General features: G+C 36.1%; 21 protein-coding genes. 13 read left to right on the top strand and 8 right to left on the bottom strand.

The features are described 5' to 3' along the window. Positions 1–161 precede the first annotated feature (161 nt). From rnjA to def, 3 genes are all read right to left on the bottom strand, one after another. The gene (gene rnjA / locus ACOI1D_RS17060; protein ID WP_422502886.1) at positions 162–1,829 is read right to left on the bottom strand and encodes a ribonuclease J1; all 1,668 of its coding nucleotides are present in this window, start codon (positions 1,827–1,829) and stop codon (positions 162–164) included. A 3-nt stretch (positions 1,830–1,832) separates the two neighbouring features. Further along, complete coding sequence (locus tag ACOI1D_RS17055; RefSeq protein WP_422502885.1) at positions 1,833–2,042, bottom strand: DNA-dependent RNA polymerase subunit epsilon; 210 nt, start codon at positions 2,040–2,042, stop codon at positions 1,833–1,835. Positions 2,043–2,624: 582 nt separating this feature from the next. After that, positions 2,625–3,176, bottom strand: a complete 552-nt coding sequence (gene def / locus ACOI1D_RS17050) for a peptide deformylase (protein WP_422502883.1) — start codon at positions 3,174–3,176, stop codon at positions 2,625–2,627. Positions 3,177–3,352: 176 nt separating this feature from the next. Here def and ACOI1D_RS17045 point away from each other — a divergent pair, with 176 nt between their 5' ends. The 5 genes from ACOI1D_RS17045 (at position 3,353) to lpdA (ending at position 9,212) form a co-directional block, all read left to right on the top strand. Further along, positions 3,353–4,012, top strand: a complete 660-nt coding sequence (locus ACOI1D_RS17045; protein ID WP_422502881.1) for a YkyA family protein — start codon at positions 3,353–3,355, stop codon at positions 4,010–4,012. A gap of 373 nt (positions 4,013–4,385) precedes the next feature. Further along, positions 4,386–5,468 carry a pyruvate dehydrogenase (acetyl-transferring) E1 component subunit alpha gene (gene pdhA / locus ACOI1D_RS17040; RefSeq protein ID WP_422502879.1) on the top strand — a complete coding sequence of 361 codons (1,083 nt, stop codon included), beginning with the start codon at positions 4,386–4,388 and terminating at the stop codon, positions 5,466–5,468. 3 nt (positions 5,469–5,471) lie between these two features. Further along, positions 5,472–6,449, top strand: coding sequence for an alpha-ketoacid dehydrogenase subunit beta (locus ACOI1D_RS17035; RefSeq protein ID WP_422502877.1), 978 nt, complete (start codon positions 5,472–5,474; stop codon positions 6,447–6,449). Between the two features lie 18 nt (positions 6,450–6,467). Beyond that, complete coding sequence (locus tag ACOI1D_RS17030; RefSeq protein WP_422502875.1) at positions 6,468–7,799, top strand: dihydrolipoamide acetyltransferase family protein; 1,332 nt, start codon at positions 6,468–6,470, stop codon at positions 7,797–7,799. A gap of 3 nt (positions 7,800–7,802) precedes the next feature. After that, positions 7,803–9,212, top strand: coding sequence for a dihydrolipoyl dehydrogenase (gene lpdA / locus ACOI1D_RS17025; RefSeq protein WP_422502874.1), 1,410 nt, complete (start codon positions 7,803–7,805; stop codon positions 9,210–9,212). Positions 9,213–9,303: 91 nt separating this feature from the next. On the opposite strand, the gene ACOI1D_RS17020 is transcribed toward lpdA, so the two are convergent. Beyond that, positions 9,304–10,809 carry a glycine betaine uptake BCCT transporter gene (locus ACOI1D_RS17020; protein ID WP_422502872.1) on the bottom strand — a complete coding sequence of 502 codons (1,506 nt, stop codon included), beginning with the start codon at positions 10,807–10,809 and terminating at the stop codon, positions 9,304–9,306. Positions 10,810–11,093: 284 nt separating this feature from the next. Between ACOI1D_RS17020 and ACOI1D_RS17015 the strand changes: the two genes are divergently transcribed. Then, positions 11,094–11,969, top strand: a complete 876-nt coding sequence (locus ACOI1D_RS17015; RefSeq protein ID WP_422502870.1) for a polysaccharide deacetylase family protein — start codon at positions 11,094–11,096, stop codon at positions 11,967–11,969. A gap of 802 nt (positions 11,970–12,771) precedes the next feature. Continuing rightward, the gene (locus ACOI1D_RS17010; RefSeq protein WP_422502869.1) at positions 12,772–12,870 is read left to right on the top strand and encodes a GapA-binding peptide SR1P; all 99 of its coding nucleotides are present in this window, start codon (positions 12,772–12,774) and stop codon (positions 12,868–12,870) included. 56 nt (positions 12,871–12,926) lie between these two features. Here ACOI1D_RS17010 and ACOI1D_RS17005 read toward each other — a convergent pair whose 3' ends face one another. Next, positions 12,927–14,399 (bottom strand): aminotransferase class I/II-fold pyridoxal phosphate-dependent enzyme, encoded by a 1,473-nt coding sequence (locus ACOI1D_RS17005; RefSeq protein WP_422502867.1) that lies wholly within the window; start codon positions 14,397–14,399, stop codon positions 12,927–12,929. Positions 14,400–14,575: 176 nt separating this feature from the next. On the opposite strand from ACOI1D_RS17005, the gene ACOI1D_RS17000 reads away from it, so the two are divergent. Next, positions 14,576–15,532, top strand: a complete 957-nt coding sequence (locus tag ACOI1D_RS17000) for an NAD(P)H-dependent flavin oxidoreductase (RefSeq protein WP_422502866.1) — start codon at positions 14,576–14,578, stop codon at positions 15,530–15,532. A gap of 16 nt (positions 15,533–15,548) precedes the next feature. Further along, entirely contained in the window at positions 15,549–15,797 is a 249-nt protein-coding gene (locus ACOI1D_RS16995) for a UPF0223 family protein (RefSeq protein ID WP_422502888.1), read from the top strand. Positions 15,798–15,843: 46 nt separating this feature from the next. Here the strand turns inward: ACOI1D_RS16995 and ACOI1D_RS16990 are convergent, their stop codons facing one another. Next, positions 15,844–16,470, bottom strand: a complete 627-nt coding sequence (locus ACOI1D_RS16990) for a YktB family protein (RefSeq protein ID WP_422502865.1) — start codon at positions 16,468–16,470, stop codon at positions 15,844–15,846. Positions 16,471–16,676: 206 nt separating this feature from the next. Between ACOI1D_RS16990 and ACOI1D_RS16985 the strand changes: the two genes are divergently transcribed. After that, complete coding sequence (locus ACOI1D_RS16985; RefSeq protein WP_422502863.1) at positions 16,677–16,868, top strand: hypothetical protein; 192 nt, start codon at positions 16,677–16,679, stop codon at positions 16,866–16,868. A 93-nt stretch (positions 16,869–16,961) separates the two neighbouring features. After that, entirely contained in the window at positions 16,962–17,771 is an 810-nt protein-coding gene (locus tag ACOI1D_RS16980; protein ID WP_422502861.1) for an inositol monophosphatase family protein, read from the top strand. A 13-nt stretch (positions 17,772–17,784) separates the two neighbouring features. On the opposite strand, the gene ACOI1D_RS16975 is transcribed toward ACOI1D_RS16980, so the two are convergent. Then, on the bottom strand, positions 17,785–17,955 hold the full coding sequence (locus ACOI1D_RS16975; RefSeq protein WP_422502859.1) for a DUF5325 family protein: 171 nt from the start codon (positions 17,953–17,955) through the stop codon (positions 17,785–17,787). Positions 17,956–18,137: 182 nt separating this feature from the next. On the opposite strand from ACOI1D_RS16975, the gene ACOI1D_RS16970 reads away from it, so the two are divergent. Further along, a complete protein-coding gene (locus ACOI1D_RS16970) occupies positions 18,138–18,446 on the top strand; it encodes a YlaH-like family protein (RefSeq protein WP_422502857.1) in 309 nt (102 codons plus the stop codon). Between the two features lie 143 nt (positions 18,447–18,589). Here the strand turns inward: ACOI1D_RS16970 and ACOI1D_RS16965 are convergent, their stop codons facing one another. After that, positions 18,590–18,793 (bottom strand): YlaI family protein, encoded by a 204-nt coding sequence (locus ACOI1D_RS16965; RefSeq protein WP_422502856.1) that lies wholly within the window; start codon positions 18,791–18,793, stop codon positions 18,590–18,592. A 143-nt stretch (positions 18,794–18,936) separates the two neighbouring features. Here ACOI1D_RS16965 and ACOI1D_RS16960 point away from each other — a divergent pair, with 143 nt between their 5' ends. After that, positions 18,937–19,236: a hypothetical protein gene (locus ACOI1D_RS16960; protein WP_422502855.1), complete on the top strand. Its 300-nt coding sequence runs from the start codon at positions 18,937–18,939 to the stop codon at positions 19,234–19,236. The last annotated feature ends 36 nt before the right edge of the window (positions 19,237–19,272 follow it).

The following is a 19,272-nucleotide window of genomic DNA, read 5'->3' as shown; positions in this document are numbered from 1 at the left end:
CTAATATAGTTGACATAACCTCTCTACAGCCTGAAGGAAAAAAATCAATCATTCGCCACAATTATAAATCATAAAATTACAAAAGGAAGCGCCAATTTCAGCGCTTCCTTTTGTAACGAGATCCAGCGTTTAAGGCGCTGGATCTTTTATTCTTTTAATACTTATACTTCCATAATGATAGGTAATACCATTGGTCTACGTTTTGTTTTTTCAAACAAAAACGGAGCAATCGTGTCTGTAATTTCATTTTTAATTTCAGACCATTGTGTTGTCTTTCTTTCCATAACTTTGTTGAGATGGGAGGAAACAAGTTTTTGTGCTTCATTTATCAGGTCTTCTGATTCACGCATGTAAACAAATCCACGTGAGATGATATCAGGCCCTGAAGATATTTTAAATTCTCTCATATTAATACTCACTACTACAATGACAAGACCTTCTTCTGACAGAATCCTTCTATCACGAAGAACTATATTGCCAATGTCTCCAATACCACTACCATCGACATAAACCGAACCTGAAGGGATTTTACCAGCAACCATTGCATTATCCTTGCCAAGTGCTAATACATCCCCTATATCCATTATAAAGCTATTTTCTGGCTTAACGTCACAAGCTTCTGCAAGCTTAGTGTGTTCTTTCAACATACGGTATTCACCATGAATCGGCATGAAGTATTTAGGCTTGATTAAACGCAGCATTAGCTTTTGTTCTTCCTGACTACCATGTCCGGAAGTATGCACATCGCTTAATGGACCATGGATTACGTCAGAACCTGCACGATACAGTTTATTAATAATACGACTAACACTTACATTATTACCCGGTATTGGTGATGACGAAAATACAACAGTATCGCCAGGTATAGTTTGGATTTGTCTATGGGTGCCGTTGGCAATGCGTGACAATGCAGCCATTGGTTCACCCTGAGAACCTGTACAAAGCATTACAACTTCGTGAGCTGGAAGGCGGTTAATTTGATGTGAATCGATAAATGTTCCCTTAGGGGCATCTATATAACCCAGTTCTTGTCCAATAGCAATTGAATTTTCCATACTACGACCAAATACAGCCACCTTACGATTATGTTTCACTGCCGACTCCACTACTTGTTGCAGGCGGTAGATATTTGATGCAAATGTAGCGAATATCAACCTGCCAGTAACACGACCGAAGATTTCATCTATGCTTTTGCCGACAACTCTTTCAGACATAGTAAATCCAGGAACTTCACTATTAGTACTGTCAGAGAGAAGACAAAGTACACCTTCTTTACCAATCTCAGCCATTCTAGCTATGTTTGCTGGTTCGCCAACTGGCGTAAAGTCGAACTTAAAGTCACCAGTGTGTACAATATTTCCTGGTGGCGTTTTTACAACTACTCCATAAGAATCTGGAATACTATGTGTCGTACGGAAGAATGAAACTGATGTCTTGCGGAACTTAATAACATCATCTTCTTGTATAGCAGTTAACTTGGCTTTACGTAATAATCCATGCTCATCTAACTTGTTTCTTATTAGACCTAATGCAAGCTTACCTGCATAAATTGGTATATTGATTTCCCGTAGAAGGTAAGGAATCCCTCCGATATGATCTTCGTGACCGTGAGTTATAATTAGTCCTTTAATTTTGTCCTGATTTTGTATTAAATACGTATAATCAGGTATTACATAGTCTATTCCTAATAATTCATCTTCTGGAAATTTAATTCCCGCATCGATTAGAATAATTTCATCCTGAAATTGAACTGCGTATGTGTTCTTTCCAATTTCTCCTAATCCACCTAATGAAAATACTGCTGTTTGATCATTCTTTACGAATTTCATAAGTTATATAGTCTCCACTGTGTAATTTTCTGATTGCTGCTCATACGCTAAGTGTGCATCGTCTAATTGTTGGATGAATTCAATATTGTATTCACGATTCACTAATTTATCACGGACTTCTCTTTCTGTTTCTGCCTCAATATAAAGGCCCTTCGTTCGTTCGCGGACAGGTATTTCACTTTTGACTTCTTGATAATAAACTTTAAAAATCATTTCATCTCTCCTATCAATTCTATTTTTTTATTTTTATAAGAAAAAGTTTCTTAGGCATGGATTATTTTTAACATTATTTAATAAAGCTGACGGATTCCAGACAGCTGTACCTTTTTGTATGTCTTTACGAATTCACCTTATAACGAGCAATAAGTGTATTATATACGTTTCGTACATCCGTTCGTCAAGCTTAATAAGTTTCAAAGTCTCCGTAGCATTTGTTTAATGTGATTGGCTTTATTTATGGTAGTCTTTCTTATAAGCTGATGGTACTCTTCCTCGGCCTAAAAAATCCTTCCAGCGTTTCTTTAGCTTTTCTTTTAGGCGTTTTAACATGTTATCATGCATCTCCTTTCCTATTCTTAAGAAAGCAACATAAACGTTCTACCGATCCAATCCCTATTATTTATAGTATAGTACTGTTTGAGCAATATTGAAATAAAAAAACCTGATTTATGCAAAAAAAATCAATTTTCATAGATGAGAACCTATAATTATGTATTTACTTTTTACTCGTAAAGAAATCTTATTCATTATAGCTACCTAGGCATTCACCTGAAAAGTACAGCTGAATGCTTGGTACTAATTAATTGCTTTTGCATCTTCTGGTGCCACAAGTGGATTGTTTTTGTCGATGTAATCATAGAACATAACGCCATTTAAATGATCAATTTCGTGTTGGAAGACGATTGCTGCGTAATCACGAAGTCTTAGCTTCAATTCATTCCCTTCAAGATCAATTGCCTTGAGTGTGATCCGAGCGTATCTTGGCACATAACCCTCAACACTTCGATCTACAGAAAGACAACCTTCACCACTGGTTAAATAAGCTTTTTCGACAGAATGACTTACAATTTTAGGGTTAAACAAACCATAACTATATTTTTTTCCATTGGCGTCCTCAAAATGAACTGCTAACATTCGTTTAAGTACTCCAAGTTGGGTTGCGGCCAGGCCAACACCAGCCCGCAACTCATATTCACGTGCAATTTCTTCATCTTGACTATTTTTAAGAAACAGTAACATGTCTTCTAAAAGTTCTTTTTCTTCTTTACTAGGAGGATTTGCAACATCCATTGCTGTTTTTCGTAAAGCCGGATGTCCTTCCCTTACAATATCTTTCATTGTTAACATGATGTCTTCACCCCTACTTTTTACATATTTTTTATTCTACCATAAATGCTAGCAAATATTGATAAATATGATATAGTTACGTATATCGTATTTAAGCTAAACATATGTATGTTATACTACTATTATAAATTTGAATTCTTAATTTTTATGAACAGGATAAAGGAGGAAATGGTCAAGTGTCATATAGAAAGTCAGCTATCATTTTATTCGTCGGTTTAATCGCATTTTTGTCTGGATGTAACGGTTCATCACCATCCAAGGAGATTTATAGCCATCTAGAAAAAGCTGTATCACTTGAAGAATCATTTGAAAAACAACAAAAAGAAATTGTAGAGCTTGAGAAAAAAGAACAGGAACTTTATAGTAAGATTGTTGATTTGAGCATGGATGAGTTTGATAAAATAAAATCAATTTCCAAAGAGGCGATTGATGTAATTGAAAAAAGAAAAAATAAGATAGTGATTGAAAAAGAAAGTATTGAAGCCGCAAAGGAAGAATTTTTGAAAGTAAAGGAACTTATAACAGAACTTGAAGATGAAAAAGCCAAAAATAAGGCAAATGCCATGTATGATATTATGGTGGATCGCTATGATGCTTATCAAGAGTTAAATAAAGCATATGTAAGTTCACTCACTTTAGAAAAAGAATTGTACACTTTACTTCAAAAAGAAGATTTGGATCAGGAAGTTTTAACGACTCATATCAAGAAAATCAATGAAAGTTATCAAAAGGTCCTAGCTGCCAATAAAGTATTTAATGAACATACAGAAAAATACAACCAATTGAAAAAGGAATTTTATGAAGCAGCAGAGATTGATGTCGAATACGAAAAGTAAAAACTATATGCATAATGAATGAAGGGCTAAATCCTATACGGGTTTAGTCTTTTTTTTTGTGACTAATACAGCTGTTCTTTCGTTATGTAACAGAAATATGAAATACGAGTACAGTTCAATGTTTATCTTGAAATAAGAGCAAAGTTATTGACCAAATTGGTATAAATGAGCTAAACTTTGGTTATGTAATTATCTTGTACTAGTGAAAATCACATCGATTATATAACAGTTAACAAATAACTTATTCAAAAGATTAGTGACTTTCCAAAAAGGGAACAAGATTAAGAGCAAATGGGTAAAGTTTTTTCGTAGATTGGGAAGGCTAGAAAAGACAAATAAAAATTGGAAATAAGAAAGGTAGAGGTGAACTATTTTGAAACATGTACTTGAAAGTGTTGAAAGTCAGTTCGAAATGTTCCAGATTCTAGATGAAAATGGAAAAATAGTTAATAAGGACGATATGCCTGATCTTTCAGATGATGAATTGAAAGAGCTTATGCGCAGAATGGTCTATACACGTATGCTTGATCAACGTTCTATTGCGTTGAATCGACAAGGGCGCTTGGGTTTCTATGCACCAACAGCAGGTCAGGAAGCTTCCCAGTTAGGTAGTCAATTTGCCTTGGAGAAAGAAGACTACATATTGCCGGGATATCGTGATGTACCACAGATTATTTGGCATGGTCTTCCATTATATCAAGCATTTTTATTCTCAAGAGGGCATTTTCATGGTAACCAGTTTCCTGAAGATGTAAACGCTATAAGTCCACAGATTATTATTGGCGCTCAAATAACACAAGCAGCCGGTGTTGCATTAGGAATGAAAAAGCGCGGTAAAAAGGCAGTAGCTATTACGTATACTGGTGACGGTGGTACATCGCAAGGTGATTTCTATGAAGGAATGAACTTTGCAGGTGCGTTTCAAGCACCGGCGATTTTCTTTGTTCAGAATAACTACTTCGCTATCTCTGTGCCTGTAGAAGAACAAACAGCATCAAAAACACTAGCGCAAAAAGGTGTTGCAGCTGGAATAGAAGGAATACAAATTGACGGAATGGATGTACTGGCTGTTTATGCTGCAACTAAAGACGCCAGAGAACGTGCTATTAATGGAGAGGGACCTACATTAATTGAAGCCCTAACGTATCGTTATGGTCCACATACGATGGCAGGGGACGACCCTACACGTTATCGTACAGATGAGCTTGACAATGAATGGGAGAAAAAAGATCCACTAGTACGTTTCCGTAAGTATTTAGAAGGTAAAAAGTTGTGGTCTGAAGAAGAGGAAAATAAAGTAATTGAAGAGGCTAAAGATGATATTAAGAAAGCCATTAAGAAGGCTGATGAGCAGCCAAAACAAACAGTGACAGACTTGATTGGCAACATGTATGAAGAACTTCCTAAGAACTTGCAAGAGCAACTGGAAGAATACAAGGAAAAGGAGTCGAAGTAAATCATGGCACAAATGACAATGATTCAAGCGATTACTGACGCAATGCGTACGGAACTAAAAAACGATGAAAATGTGCTTGTCTTTGGTGAAGACGTAGGACAAAACGGTGGAGTTTTCCGTGCTACAGAAGGCCTGCAGGATGAATTTGGAGAAGAACGTGTTTTTGATACACCACTTGCTGAATCAGGTATTGGTGGATTGGCCATTGGACTTGCATTGCAAGGCTATCGTCCAGTGCCGGAAATTCAATTCTTCGGCTTTGTTTATGAAGCAATGGATTCAATTAATGGCCAAATGGCTCGGATGCGTTACCGTTCTGGAGGTTCTAAATCAGCACCGATTACGATTCGTTCACCATTTGGCGGTGGGGTTCACACTCCTGAGTTACATGCTGATTCATTGGAAGGGTTAATTGCTCAACAACCAGGAATTAAAGTTGTTATCCCATCAACACCACACGATGCAAAAGGTCTTTTAATTGCAGCTATTCGTGATAATGACCCAGTTCTATTCCTCGAACATATGAAACTATATCGTTCATTTCGTGGTGAGGTACCTGAAGATGAATATACGATTGAACTAGGTAAGGCAGATGTCAAACGCGAAGGTAAAGACGTAACTTTAATTTCATATGGAGCAATGGTGCACGCGTCTTTAAAAGCTGCAGAAGAATTAGAGAAAAATGATATTGACGCAGAGGTAATTGATTTACGTACGGTATCACCTGTTGATATTGATACCATACTAGAATCAGTTAAGAAAACAAATCGTGTTGTGTTTGTACAAGAAGCTCAACGACAAGCAGGAATTGCAGGACAGGTTATTTCTGAAATACAAGAACGTGCTATTTTACATTTGGAAGCACCAATTTTAAGAGTAACTGCACCAGATACAGTTTATGCATTTTCACAAGCAGAGGATGTATGGCTACCAGATTATAAAGACATCGTAGAAAAAGTTAACCAAGTAATCAACTTTTAATAAAAGGAGGTAGTAATTATGGCTTATAATTTCAAAATGCCTGATATTGGCGAAGGTATCCATGAAGGTGAGATTGTTAAGTGGTTTGTTAAAGAAGGCGATGAATTAAAAGAAGACGACGTACTTTGTGAAGTCCAAAATGATAAAGCAGTTGTTGAGATTCCTTCTCCTGTAGAGGGAACAGTTAAAAAAGTCCATGTTAGTGAAGGTACTGTTGCAGTAGTTGGCGACACGCTTATCACAATTGATGCAGAAGGCTATGAAGAAGAAGAAGAAGAAGAGCCTGAAGCAGAAGAATCAGCTCCAGAAGAAAAGGAAGATAAACAGAATAAGCCAGAAAAAGAAGAAGAGGATTCTTCAAAAGATGTTAAAAAGGAAAAAGATACCTCTGAAACAGTTAAGTCGGAACCGTCAGATGACAAGCGTGTTATTGCAATGCCATCTGTAAGGAAATATGCGCGTGAAAAAGAGGTTTCTATTCAGAAAGTAAGTGGTTCTGGAAAAAATGGTCGAGTTCTTAAAGAAGATATTGATAAATTCTTAAGTGGCGATCAGAAGTCTGAGATACAAGAATCGTCTGAGGAACAAGAAACGAAACAGGCAGATGAAAAAACAACGTCTAAAGAAGTTTCAGCTCCAAAAGATGAATATCCTGAAACACGCGAAAAAATGAGTGGTATTCGTAAATCAATCGCAAGAGCGATGGTCAATTCTAAAACGAAAGCACCACACGTTACATTATTAGATGAAATAGATGTAACAGAACTTGTTGCACACCGTAAGAAATTCAAAGCAATTGCTGCAGAACAAGATATTAAATTGACTTACTTGCCATATGTAGCTAAAGCTCTTGTATCTACGTTGAAAAAGTACCCAATCCTAGGTTCAGCAGTAGACGATGACACAGATGAAATTATCTACAAACATTATTACAATATTGGTATTGCAGCTGATACGGATAAAGGCTTATTAGTGCCAGTTGTAAAAAATGCAGATCGTAAATCAGTTTTTGCCATATCACAAGAGATAAACGAATTGGCAGATAAAGCACGTAATGGTAAACTTGCATCAGATGAGATGAAGGGTGCTACTAGTACAATTACAAATATTGGCTCTGCAGGAGGGCAATGGTTTACGCCGGTCCTTAACTACCCTGAAGCATCAATCTTAGGGATAGGACGTATTGCTGAGAAGCCTGTAGTACGCGATGGGGAAATAGTTATCGCGCCAGTATTAGCGCTATCATTGAGTTTTGATCACAGAATTGTAGATGGTGCAACGGCACAATTGGCATTGAACCAGATTAAACGTTTGTTGAACGATCCACAATTAATTATGATGGAGGGGTAAATTATGGTAGTAGGAGATTTCCCAATTGAATTAGACACGTTAGTTGTTGGGGCAGGACCAGGTGGCTATGTAGCTGCCATCCGTGCTGCTCAGCTAGGTCAAAAAGTAACAATTGTAGAGAAAGGAACATTAGGGGGCGTTTGTTTAAACGTTGGATGTATTCCTTCAAAGGCTTTGATTCAAGCAGGACACAGAACTGAATATGCTCATGGAAGCGAAGATATGGGAATTACAACGGAAAACGTTTCAGTAGACTTTTCAAAGGTACAGGAATGGAAAGGTAAAGTTGTTAATAAACTTACTTCCGGTGTTGAAGGGTTATTAAAAGGCAATAAAGCTGATATCGTAAAAGGTGAAGTGTATTTTGTTGATAAGAATACTGCAAAAGTGATGGATGATAAAAATTCACAAACATACACATTTAATAATTGTATTATTGCTACAGGGTCTTCACCAATTGAAATTCCGAGCTTCAAATTTTCTGACCGAGTGTTAGATTCAACAGGTGCTTTGAACCTAAAAGAAATCCCTAAGAAAATGGTTGTAATTGGTGGGGGATATATTGGAACTGAGCTAGGGTCAGCTTATGCTAACTTTGGTACTGAAGTTGTAATTTTAGAAGGTACAAAAGATATTCTTGGTGGGTTTGAGAAGCAAATGACACAAGTGGTTAAGAAACGTTTGAAAAAGAAAGGCGTTTCTATTGTAACTGAAGCAATGGCTAAAGGTGTAGAAGAATCAAAAGATGGTGTAAAGGTCACGTATGAATCAAAAGGCAAAGAAGAAACAGTTGATGCTGACTACGTACTAGTTACTGTCGGGCGTCGTCCGAACACAGAAGAATTAGGTTTGGAACAAGTAGGAATTGAAGTTGATGACAAAGGTCTTATCAAAATCGATAAACAGTGTCGTACAAATATCGATAACATTTATGCAATAGGCGATATTGTTGCAGGACCACCACTTGCTCACAAAGCTTCTTATGAAGGAAAAGTTGCTGCAGAGGCAATTAGTGGTGAAAAATCAGAGATTGATTACGTAGCAATTCCAGCTGTGGTATTTTCTGATCCAGAACTTGCAACAGTTGGATACTCTGAAGCTGATGCTAAAGAAGCTGGATACAAAGCAAAAGCATCGAAGTTTCCATTTGCTGCAAATGGTCGCGCATTATCTCTTAATGACAGTGACGGCTTCTTGAAATTAATCACTAGAGAAGAAGATGGTTTGGTAATCGGAGCTCAAATAGCTGGTCCAAATGCTAGTGATATGATTGCTGAGTTAGGCTTAGCAATTGAGGCTGGTATGACTGCTGAAGATATTGCATTAACTATCCATACACACCCTAGCTTAGGGGAAATAACAATGGAAGCTGCAGAAGTAGCTATGGGTACTCCAATCCATATGATGAAATAAATCATCGCGAACAAAAAGGAAGCTATGCCAAGTGCATAGCTTCCTTTTTTGTGTCTAGGGGAGTAGGAGATTTACCTAACACCCATACTATCTATTTTTTTCTCATTAAATCCGAATTCCTACCCTCTTCTTTAAATGACTTTAACATGGAAAAAACGATCAGTATCATAATTATCGTAAATGGGAATGCAGCAATTATCGATGCAGTTTGAAGTGCTTCAAGACCACCTCGCCACAGTAATATCGCAGCTGCACCTGATTGAATTATTCCCCATATAAATTTTACAATGTTTGGTGGGTATAGACTGCCGCCGGTAGTTTGCATTCCCAACACAAATGTGGCAGAGTCCGCTGAAGTAATGAAAAACGTGCTGATCAGCAGAATAGCAATGATTGACATGACCATACCTAATGGAAATTGCTGTAGAACAGCAAATAATGCAGTTTCCTTACCAAAGTCTGTTACATAATGGATAATATCCGTATCCTGAAACATTTCAAGATAGATTGCTGATCCTCCAAATACAGAGAACCATAAAGCCCCAAAAATGGTAGGAACCAACAGCACTCCTAATACGAATTCTCGTATTGTTCTGCCTCGAGAAACACGGGCGATAAAGGTACCTACGAATGGCGCCCAAGCAATCCACCATGCCCAGTAGAACATGGTCCAACCTTCTATCCATGTACCTGTTTCATCAAATGGAGTTGTTCTAAAGCTCATGCTAGGCAGATTTTGTAGATAACTACCAAATGTATCTGTAAACAAATCCATGATAAATCCAGTAGGACCGATGATTAGTAAAAACGCCATAAGCAATAAGGCAAGTACAATATTTGCGTTACTTAAGTATTTAATTCCTTTATTTAACCCAGTCATTGCTGATATCAAATATAGAACAGTTACAACCAAAATAATGATCATTTGCATTGTTAAGGTTTGATCCCAGCCAAACACAAATGATAAACCTCCACTAATTTGGATGGCGCCAAATCCAAGGGATGTCGCAACACCAAATACAGTTGCGAAAACAACGATAGTATCAACTAACGTCCCCCAGCCACCCTTCATCTTATCACCAAATAGTGGCTCGAGAATAGCACTTACAACACCAGAAGATTGTCTTCTAAATTTAAAATAGGCAAGCGCAAGGGCTATAGTCGCATATACGGCCCATGGGTGAAGTCCCCAGTGGAAAAAGCTATATTGCATTGCTGCTTTTGCTGCTTCAACAGATCCAGCTTCACCATATGGTGGAGTATGGAAATGTGACAACGGTTCTGCAGCACCCCAAAATACGAGACCAATACCCATACCAGCACTAAACAACATGGCAAACCAGGTAATATAGGAATACTCAGGTTTGTCACCAGGTTTTCCAAGCTTAATATTTCCGTATTTTGAAAAGACAAGATATAAAGCAAATATTAAAAAACCAGTTGCACTAAATAAGTAGAACCAACCAAATTGGTTGACAATATACTCTTGAATTTTTGAAGTAACGGATTGCATATTACTATCTTCCCAAATACCCCAGATAATGAATAAGATTGCAATAATTGATGAAATCCAAAAAACACGTGTTACTTTTTTCATAAACAACATCCTTCCCAATCGCCAATTTTCGTTATCAATACAATTTTAGTCACAATTATGTATTAAAACATATGAAAAGACATAGTTCAACTAATGTACCTGCTATTTGCAAATGAACTAGTAAAAATACTATTTGGCATATTTTGTCTATTCCCAACTATTCTCTAACAGTAAACTTAATCTACCACAATCTATAGAATTTAATTCATAAAACTATAGCAAATTTATACATGAAGTAGGTATAATAGTTTTATAAAGAATTATACATCTAAGGGGGAACTACATTGAAAAAAATTATTTTTGTTTGCTTATTACTATTTATTGTATTATTAAGTGCCTGTTCAGAAAAAAAAGAGTCAGTTACAGTTAATGGAGAAGAGAATAATGTAGGAACAGAGCCAGAGTTAACTCCGGAGCAAGAAGATCAAGGTTCGAAAGATAAGGAAGAAGAGAAAGAAAAAAAGAAAGAATTAGAACCAGTCACAGTTGAACCTGTTGAGCCAAAATACAAAGTTAATCAACAAAACTGGCTAGTACAACCACTAGAAAAATCAACAAACGAAAAGGTAGTATTGCTTACAATTGATGATGCACCAGACGAACACGCCGTCGAAATGGCAAAAACCCTAAAAGCATTGGATGCGGGTGCAATCTTTTTTGTGAACGGACATTTTCTAGATACTCCTGAAGAAAAAGAGGCTTTAAAAAAGATTCATGAGATGGGCTTTATTATAGGAAATCACACATATAATCATCCTTTTTTACCTGACCTTTCGAAAGAAGAACAAAAGGAAGAAATCGTTAGCATCAACAATCTGGTGGAGGAAATTATAGGTCAGAGACCGTTGTTTTTCCGCGCTCCTAATGGTGCAAACACGGACTATTCCAAACAAATTGTTCAAGAACAAGGTATGGTTCTTATGAACTGGTCTTATGGGTACGATTATTTTAAACCTTACATGAATGCAAAAAAATTAACTAAAGCTATGGTAACTGGAAAAGCTCCAGAAATCGATATTCCATACAGTCTTCTTAAGCCAGGAGCTAACCTTTTAATGCACGACAGAGAGTGGACTGCAAATGCATTACACGACATCGTGGTTGGCCTACGTAATCAAGGTTATGAAATTGTTGATCCCAATTTAATTAAAATTAACTAATGGTTACAATAAAATCATCCGACTAAACGGGTGATTTTTTTTTTAGGCTATTATTGTAAGTTTTGTTCCAATTTAACCCTCCAGTTGATAAAAACTGCTATATAACTTAACACGGGTGGCTTCTGGTGCCGTGGAATCAACCGTTATCCAAGAAAATCGACCGTTGGGGCCTTCGAATCAACCGTTATTCAAAAATATCAGCCGTCGTCGCCTCAGAATCACCCTTTATCAGGAAATATCAACCGTTACAGCCCGGGAATCAACCGTTACACGAAAATATCAACCGTCAATGCGAAAAAACACTCGCTTTCCATGGGGAACGCTTCTAGAAATCCACCGCACGAAGAAAATCTGGTTTTCATTTTCGTGGAGTCACTTATTTTTGCGCAGCTTAGTGTAGGCAAAATACGAAGAATCCTGAAGGAATGAACTTCACCCGTCCGAATATCCCGGAAGAAGCGTTCTTTGCTTCTGAGGAGGCTAAGGCCGTCGTGTAAGGCGACATAGAAGACACTGAAATAGCGTCAGCTTAAGCAGATGTCACACTTGCACCTGTTGAAAGCGAAGTATTCTACCAGAACGTCGTCGAAAAAATTTTCACAACGTCATAGTTTATAGAGTTTTGTTAACAACAATAACAAATCTTTTAGTAAACAGACTTTCTTAAAAGAACAAATCTAAGCGAATATTAATAGTATGTAATATAAACAATAACGTTATACTAAATAAAGCTTGAATTTTTAATTGTGACACACTATAATGTATTTATGTACTCATATTTAACACAAAGGAGATGGGCTAAGTGGGAACTATCATTTGTCAAGACTGTCAACAGATTATTGAGCAATTTGATGATGAAAAAGTAACTACCCTTTATGGCGCTTGTCCTAGTTGCAAATAAATTAAAAATAAAAGCGTTGCACAAATTCGGTGCAACGCTTTTATTTTTGTAAAACCTTATTTGAATGGGCGATGTTCTTTAATAACACGTATTGTTACCAATGATTCATCCTGCAGACCTTGAACAGGTAAACCGTTTTTTATATTTTTGTGAATATAAGCTATATTATCTTCAGTTATAATCTCGCCCGGAATAAATATTGGGATACCAGGAGGATAAACCATTATTGATTCAGCACTAATTCTTCCAGCAGATTCCGAGAACTTTATTACTTCCGTTTCAGCGTAAAAAGCATCACGGGGTGATAAAGCCAGTAACGGTATTTCAGGTATAGAAACAATAACCTCTCTCGCGGATCTTTTGTCTATTTTTTCTTCAACTAACTGTTTAAGTGCTTGTTCTAACGTATTGATTGTAGTTAAAGAATCACCTGGAGTAATGATGCAAAGAAGGTTGTATAGATCGGATAGTTCTACCTCGATTTTATAATTGTTTCTTAACCATACTTCTGCCTCATAACCCGAGATACCGATATCTTTTACGGATATAATTATTTTTGTAGGATCGTAACCAAATATGGCCTCACTTCCAATGATTTCTTCTCCTACACAATATAAATAGGGGATCTTATTAATATTATCTCTTAATTGATTAGCTAATTGAATCGTATCTTCAGCTAATTGAAAACCATTTGTTGCTAGCCGACTCCTGGCAACGTCTAAGGACGCCAGTAATATATATGAAGTTGATGTTGTTGTTAGCATTGACATAACTGTTTGTACACGTTCATGGGATATTCTTTCACCTTTAAGATTTAACACAGAACTTTGGGTAAGGGAACCACCGAGTTTATGTACGCTAGTTGCCGCCATGTCTGCTCCTGCCTGCATTGAAGACAGTGGTAATTTGTCATTAAAATGAATATGAACACCATGAGCTTCATCGACAAGTACCGGAATATTGTACCGATGAGAGATTTTGACTATCTCCTGTAAGTCCGCAACAATACCAAAGTACGTTGGATTAATTACTAAAACAGCCTTTGCATCTGGGTGAGCTTCTAATGCATGTCTAACAGCAGTTGGCGTGATTCCATGTGATATACCTAGTTTGTGATCAATTTCCGGATGAATAAAAATTGGTGTGGCGCCTGAGAAAATAATTGCCGATGTAACAGATTTATGAACATTTCTAGGTACAATAATTTTATCACCTGGTCCACATACACTTAGTACCATTGTCATAATTGCACCACTAGTTCCTTGAACAGAGAAAAATGTATAATCTGATCCAAACGCTTCTGCGGCCAACTCATGTGCATCCTTTATCATACCGTGCGGATGGTGTAGATCATCTAGTGGTTCAATGTTTATTAAGTCTATTTTAAATGCATTTTCACCAATAAAATTATGGAATCTGCTATCTACAGCCTTACCCTGTTTATGCCCGGGGATATGAAATTGTATTGGATTTTTCTCTATATGATTTAACAAACCATCAAATAATGGTGTTTTAGCTTGGTCTCTCATCAAATGCACTCCATCTGTACGTATTAAAATGTCGAAAGTAGTATAGCAAATAATAACATATAAATCTAGTTACAATGATATAAACACCCTTAAAAATTGAGGAACAACTTTACCTTATGCTAGCATTGTAGTATAGAATTAAGGTTTTGAATCTTCAGTGAGGGGGAGTAGTACAAATGAAATGGGAGACTAGGGTAACGGACCTATTGGGTATTGATTACCCGATTATACAAGGCGGCCTTGCTTATTTAGCTTACGCAAATTTAGCAGCGGCTGTTTCAAACGCTGGTGGGTTGGGACAAATCACTGCAATGAGTTTAGCGAGTGACACAGAACTGAGTACAGAAATAAAAAAGCTAAGATCACTTACAGATAAACCATTCGGGGTGAACTTCGCCATAGGTCAACATGGGCGTCCATATGAGCATATGGTGCAAGCAGCCATTGATGAACAAGTACCTGTTATCTCAGTGACTGGAGGTAACCCTAAAGGTGTGCTGGACATGGTAAAGGACTATCCTATTAAAAAATTAGTACTTGTGGCAGCAAAACGTCAGGCAATAAAAGCCGAAGAACTTGGAGCTGATGCTGTTATGGTAGTTGGGCAAGAAGGTGGGGGTCATATTGGCCGAGGGGATCTTGGAACCTTTGTGCTAACTCCACAGGTAGTTGAGCATGTATCAATTCCTGTAATAGCATCAGGTGGGATTGGGGATGGTAAAGGTATGATGGCCGCATTAGCCTTAGGTGCTGAAGGAGTCGAGATGGGGACACGGTTTATAGCTACAAAAGACTGTGTTGATGCACACCATTTGTATAAACAGGCTTTGGTAGAGGCTGATGAAAATGGAACAGTGGTTATAAAACGCTCGCTTGGGATGCCTGCACGTGCTTTAAAAAATTCGTGGACAGAACAAATACTTGACTTGGAATCGGAACTTGCTAACTTTGAAACATTAAAACCGTTTATTAGTGGTGAGGCAAATAAGGATTATATTTATGATGGTAACGAGCAAAAGGGATTTGGTTGGGCAGGGCAAATAGCGGCTAGAATACAGGATATCCCGACCGTTGATATTTTGATTAAGACAATTATTAAGGATGCAGAATCAGTTAGACAAAGATGGTTATAAAAGGAGTAATGAAATAATGGACTATCACTATCCATTGAATGAACTATGGTCAAAAGATGAAATTATTGATATTGTTCATTTTTTTTCAATCATTGAAAAGTACTATGAAAAAACAGCGACTGATACAGAAATTAGTTCAGCTTATAAACGATTTAAGGAAATTGTTCCCTCTAAAAGTGAAGAAAAGCAGTATTTCAATGATTTTGAAATAGCGTCTGGGTACAAGGTTTATCCTGTTATCAAGAAAACAAATGAAAAGACTTAAGTAGTGAATAATAGTATGGAAGGTGGAATACCAACCATACTATTGCTTACTGACTATCCCGCATTGATAATTTGTACAAAGGTGATAATGTTTCAAATGTGTTTTTAACTTCGTTTAAAAAGGTCTTTCCATCTCTTAATAAAGGATTATCTGGTGCGAAATGTCTTCCAATCAGAAATTCTGCTTTCTTGACATTTTGAAACCGTTCAAGAGACTCTGTTAAATTTATACTTCCCAACTCAGTTGCTGATTTTTTTGTATGATCAAGTGAAACCATATAATCACCAGGAATCGATTTTCTTATATCATCAGTATGATCTAGGAATATTTCAGCTATTTCCTTTTTATTTGGAACCTCATATATATATGCCAACCATAAAAATAGATGATCATCAAACAATCCTATTTGAAAATGTGGATGTTGTTTATATCCGCGTTTATTATTGCAAAAAGCCATCCATGTATCTTTTGGTGGATTGACAGTTCTTCTTGCATGCTGGGCAATATGCACATACATATCATATCCTAAGGTATTTGATAAGTCAGTTTTAATTTCTTCACCGACTGCTTGAAACTTAGGCTGTATTCTTTCTCGAATTGCCTCCATTCTGGAGTCTAATCCATCAATCGTAAACGTTTGAAAATCATTTTTTTTAAATCCTTTAAAATCCATCAAACAATCCCCTTTTTGTGTTTAGGTTGTTATTTATAATTGTTATTATTAAGGAAAAAAGGCGTACAGTCAAGGAAGATACTTCGTAACTAAAGGTTTATGGCAGATGTTTTATGGGAATATCTTAACAATATAATAAAATAGTATTAACGAAATAAAGCTAAACATCATATATATAATAAAAGCGTCTGAAAGGAAGGGTAATTATGAAATACGTAATGGAAGCTCTGAGACGAAAAGAAGCACAGGAAAAAATTCCTGTTATCCGAATGGAAATTGATTATGAGCTTGTGTCGTTATTTGATGCTTTACAAGCAAATGACACAGTGGAGATAATTAAAGCAAAAGAAAGGCTAGAGCAACTTAGAATTCAGCTCTATTCTATTGAAAATGATTAAGTTAGCTTATTAAACTGACCACACTAAAGTCGCAGAACTGGTGGTTAGTTTTTTAATTTGATAAAATAGAGGAGAGTAATGGAGGTAATTGATATGACTGAGTTTAATCATAATAAGTTATATCAGGATGCAAAAAGTTGGGTCCTGGAAGCTGGAAAAATAATTCGCGAACAAATAGATGAACCATTAACAATAGATACAAAATCCAATGTAAATGATTTAGTTACGACTATGGATAAAGAGACAGAAAAATATTTTGTAGACAAAATTAAATCAAAGTATTCAGATCACCTTTTGTTAAGTGAAGAGGGTTTTGGTGATGAAATTAACACAATGGATGGCACGGTCTGGATTATCGACCCAATTGATGGGACAATGAATTTTGTGCAACAAAAAAGAAACTTCGCAATATCTGTTGGTATTTATCATGATGGAATAGGTGAAATAGGCCTCATCTACAATGTAATGGATGATGTACTCTACAGTGCTATAAAAGGTGAAGGTGCCTACAAAAACGGTAATAAAATACCTTCATTAGAAAAACATGTCGACATTGAGAAAGCCATGATTGGTTTGAATCACTTCTGGTTATGTGAAAATCGTCTTGTCGATGAGAAGATGATGCAGAAACTGGTTCGCAAAGTTAGAGGTACACGTACATATGGATCAGCTGCCTTAGAATTTGCATTTGTAGCAGAAGGGATAATGGATGGATATTTAACAATGAGACTATCACCATGGGATATCGCAGCAGGGATAATTATTGTGAATGAGGTTGGTGGTGTAACAACAACCGTCAGTGGGGAAGAAGTTAATATGATAAAAAATAATTCAATTCTTGTGTGTCATCCATCCATACAAGAAACAATTATTAATGACTACATATTAAAAGGAAAAAAGTGACTGTTTTTTACAGTCACTTTCTTTTTCTTTTTAATGTTAAGCCAAACCCCATAATTGAAAAACCCAGTAATAAGAAAAATAATATAAACCAAATATTTCGTAGTGCAATTCCGATCCCAACAGAAACAAAAGATAGAATTACTAGAATGGCTAGAAGAAGCATAGGGTAATTTATTTTATTCATAACTTCACCTCAAATTTTTGTACATCAAACAGTATATATCATTCTATATGTTTATACAAAATGTTAATCTTATAGACGAACAGATGTTCATACTAGCATGGATGGAAAAGATTTAGTATGATAGGTAAGGAGTTTGAAATATAATACATAATTAAATCACTTTTCATCAACGGGGGATATAAATGGATCCGAATAATAGCGCTATTTTTGAATTTGTCTTAACGCACTATGGTGAAGACTACATGTACAGTATTTTGTATATACTAAACTTTGTTTTTGGCTCAATTGCATATAAGCTGGGATTTGCAAGAAAACTACCACTATTAAAAAATGTGTTTGTGTATATCATGCTGGCAGTTGGAACGTACATTTTGACAATATTTAGTATTTTTGGTCTACCAATAACAGAAAGTTTAATTATAATTTCAATTGTTCTAGGTATATATAGATTTAGATTACACCAGGAAAGAAAAAGAAAACAAAGCATTTAAAAAAACCACTCGTGAGTTAAATCGCGAGTGGTTTTCAATGTTAAGAAAGAAAGTATAAAAACTTTCTTTTTGCATTAGCGCAACTAAGGCTTGGTGATAAGCCAAATTTTCTGATCTTCCCCTATTATTGTAAAGGCTTGTTTTTATATTAGTTCTTCTTTTTGTTTTGGTTTTCTGTATAATTGAAAATCCCCAGTTGCATGTCTTTCATTCGTTTTCTGTTCAATTCTTGTGTAGCATGATTCACATAAATACATATGAATCCGCCGATTTCTTAGACGTTTAGCTTGTAAAGAATTGTCATCAATTGATTCTATTATGTCACATATAACACATTTAACCTGCATGCTTTTCACCTCAAATTAGGCTCTTTAATTAATAGTATAACATAGGCAGCAAATATATTGAAAATGTTAATTTCTATATGTTTTATTAAGTGATAATAGGGAATATATATATAGATATAAATAAAAAACGAAAGGGTGATACGATGAAAAAAAGGTATTTACTATCTGGTGTAGGTGCAGTAGGTGCAGGTGTTGCAGGATTTGTATTGAAGGATAAGGGTAAACGTGACAAGTTTAAGGATACTGTAAAAAGTACTACATCTAAAATAAAGAATATGAACAAAGAATCGACATTAGATGATGCTGGAATTCCGGATCAGGTTGAAAATAAAGACGAAGCTCAATATGAAAATGCAAAGATGGTCTCTGAAGGATCTCAATTCGGAGTTAATTATTATAATGAAGTTAAAGAAGAAAATGAAAATGAAGTAACAACTAAATAAAAGAAGGTTTCCTGATAATCAGGAAACCTTCTTTTA

The sequence above is a fragment of the Virgibacillus sp. DJP39 genome (assembly GCF_049310925.1).
Taxonomy (GTDB): Bacteria; Bacillota; Bacilli; order Bacillales; family Amphibacillaceae; genus Virgibacillus_F.
Note: the sequence above shows the minus strand (reverse complement) of the source record. Positions and strands in the feature narration are given on the sequence as shown.